Genomic DNA, 2,353 nt, shown 5'->3' with positions numbered 1-2,353 from the left:
ACCGGCCGCCAGGCGATGCCATGCGCGCGCGCGATGGCGAGCAGCTGCGGCGCTTCCACAACCTGCCGCGCGCCCGGCGCCGGCGCCGGGCCCAGCACCGTCGCACCGCGCGCCCCGGCGCCGTCGAAGAGGTCGGAGAGGCGCACGACGCCGTCCTCCACCACCGCGAGCGGGCGCAGCGTGGCGAGTTCCGCCCGGGCGGACGCGCAGAGCAGGAGCAGCCACAGCAGGATCCGCATGGCCGTCACCGCAGCCGCGAGAGGGTGGAGAGCATCTCGTCGCTCGCCGAGATGACGCGGCTGTTCATCTCATAGGCACGCTGCGCGGTGATCAGGTTGGTGATCTCCTGGACCACATTGACGTTCGACGTCTCGACGAAGCCCTGCATCACCTGGCCGTAGCCCGGCGTGCCCGGCGCGCCCTGCTGCGCGGCGCCGGAGCCGGGTGTGGCGAGCAGGAGGTTGTCGCCGATCGCCTCCAGCCCGCCCTCGTTGGCGAAGATCGCCAGCTGGATCTGGCCGACATTCTGCGGCTGCAACTGGCCGTCGAGCTTGGCCAGCACCTCGCCGGTCGCGTTGATCGTGACGTCGGTCGCATTCGCCGGGATGGTGATGCCGGGCTGCACGACGAAGCCGTCGGCGGTCACGATCACGCCTTCCGGCGACAGGGCGAAGGTGCCGTCGCGGGTGTAGGCGGTCTCGCCGGACGGCAGCTGGACCTGGAAATAGCCGTTGCCGCGCACCGCGACGTCGAAGCGGTTGCCGGTCTGGCTCAGGTTGCCCTGCTCGGTGATGCGATAGACCGCGCCGGTCTTCACGCCGAGGCCGATCTGCGCGCCGGAGGGCAGCACGGAGCCCGTGTCGGCCGATTGGGAGCCGACCCGGCGGAGGTTCTGGTAGAGCAGGTCCTGGAACTCGGCCCGCCGGCGCTTGTAGCCGGTCGTGCTCATGTTCGCGATGTTGTTCGAGATGACCTCGACATTGGTCTGCTGCGCCAGCATCCCGGTGCCGGCGATGTGGAGGGAGCGCATCGTGCTATGCCCTCCGGCGCCGGGCGGCCGGCGTCGGCCGGCCCTGGCTTCGCGCAGGCCACCGGCGCGCTGGGTCACCCGGTCGGTTGGTGCACGGGCCGCGTTCCGGGACCCCGCCCGCGTTGCGGAGCAACGCTGCCGGGAACCCGTCGCGGCCTCGGCCGGCTGCGCCGGCCGCCATCTCGTGGTCTTGCCGTAGTGGCATCACGCGCTGTCCTCCCTCATCGCCGCCGCAGGATGCGCTCGACCGCGCTCCCGAGGCGCTCGCCCTCGCGCTCGGCCATTTGCGCGACGAGCTGGAAGTGGCGCATCTCGTCGGTCAGGCGCGTCATCTCGAGCACGGGACGGACATTGCTGCCCTCCATCGCGCCCTGGATGATGCCTGGACGCTCGACCGCCTGCGCCACCTGGTCGGGCGGCGCGGCGAGGTTGCGCTCGCCCTCCGCGAGCAGGCGTTGCGCGTCCGCGAAGCGCACCACGCGCAACCGTCCGGCCGGGCCGTTCTCCGTCTCCACGCTGCCGTCGCCGCGCACCGTGATCCGCGCCGCACCCGGCTCGATGCGTATCGGCTGGCCGGCGGCGCCGAGCACCGCGTTGCCCTCCGCATCCACCACGCGTCCTTCGCCGTCGAGGGCGAAGCGGCCGGCCCGCGTGTAGCGCTCGCCGGCCGGCGTCTGCACGGCGAAGAAGGCCTCCTGATCGGCGAGGGCGAGGTCGAGCGGATTGCCGGTGCGGATCAGCGGTGCGGCGGAGCCGTCGCGCCAGGTCGCGCGGTCCTGTGCATAGGCGACGTCGCGCAGGCCGCGCATGGGCGCCGCGCCCATCTCTCGCTCGAGCGCCGCGCCGAACAGCGGCCGCTGCGCGCGGAAGCCCGGCGTGTCGGCATTGGCGATGTTGTTCGCCGTCACCGCGGCCATGCGCTGCGCGGCGACGAGGCGGGAAAGCACGATGTAGCCGGGGCTGTCCAAGGTCGCGGCTCCGGTGGTTGCGTCGCGACGGTCGGGGCAAGCGTCGTGCCAGCCCATCGCGCATCGCAGGCCACCCGTCCGTGCCGCCGGGCGGCAGGACATGCCGGCCGGCGGCAAGTCGCGCCGCCGCAAGGCTTCGTTAAGCGCCGCCGCGGCAATCAACCCCGGCGGGCACAAGACCGGGGCATCCATGGCGGAAGCGACACAATCTGAGTCGCCGACGGGCGAGGGCGCAGGCAAGGGCGCGGGCAAGGGCCGGGCGCGACTGATGCTGCTCGGCGCGCCGGCCCTGCTGGCCGCGCTCTGTGCCGGGCTCTGGTTCGGCGGGGTGCTGCCGCCGGTCCTCGGCCTCGGT

At 73.1% G+C, this 2,353-nt stretch carries 3 protein-coding genes and 1 pseudogene; 1 reads left to right on the top strand and 3 read right to left on the bottom strand.

Going from position 1 to position 2,353, the window contains the following annotated elements; all coding sequences use genetic code 11:
- From L2I40_RS22005 to L2I40_RS21995, 3 genes and pseudogenes are all read right to left on the bottom strand, one after another.
- Positions 1–239: pseudogene (locus L2I40_RS22005) on the bottom strand (flagellar basal body P-ring formation chaperone FlgA); the annotation flags it as partial.
- 5 nt (positions 240–244) lie between these two features.
- Positions 245–1,030, bottom strand: a complete 786-nt coding sequence (gene flgG, locus L2I40_RS22000) for a flagellar basal-body rod protein FlgG (protein ID WP_237217415.1) — start codon at positions 1,028–1,030, stop codon at positions 245–247.
- A 221-nt stretch (positions 1,031–1,251) separates the two neighbouring features.
- A complete protein-coding gene (locus L2I40_RS21995; RefSeq protein WP_237217414.1) occupies positions 1,252–1,998 on the bottom strand; it encodes a flagellar hook-basal body complex protein in 747 nt (248 codons plus the stop codon).
- Positions 1,999–2,098: 100 nt separating this feature from the next.
- Between L2I40_RS21995 and L2I40_RS21990 the strand changes: the two genes are divergently transcribed.
- The coding region (locus tag L2I40_RS21990) for a hypothetical protein (RefSeq protein WP_237217412.1) at positions 2,099–2,353 on the top strand (255 nt) is incomplete at its 3' end.

Source organism: Falsiroseomonas oryziterrae (assembly GCF_021864505.1).
Lineage (GTDB): Bacteria > Pseudomonadota > Alphaproteobacteria > Acetobacterales > Acetobacteraceae > Falsiroseomonas > Falsiroseomonas oryziterrae.
Note: the sequence above shows the minus strand (reverse complement) of the source record. Positions and strands in the feature narration are given on the sequence as shown.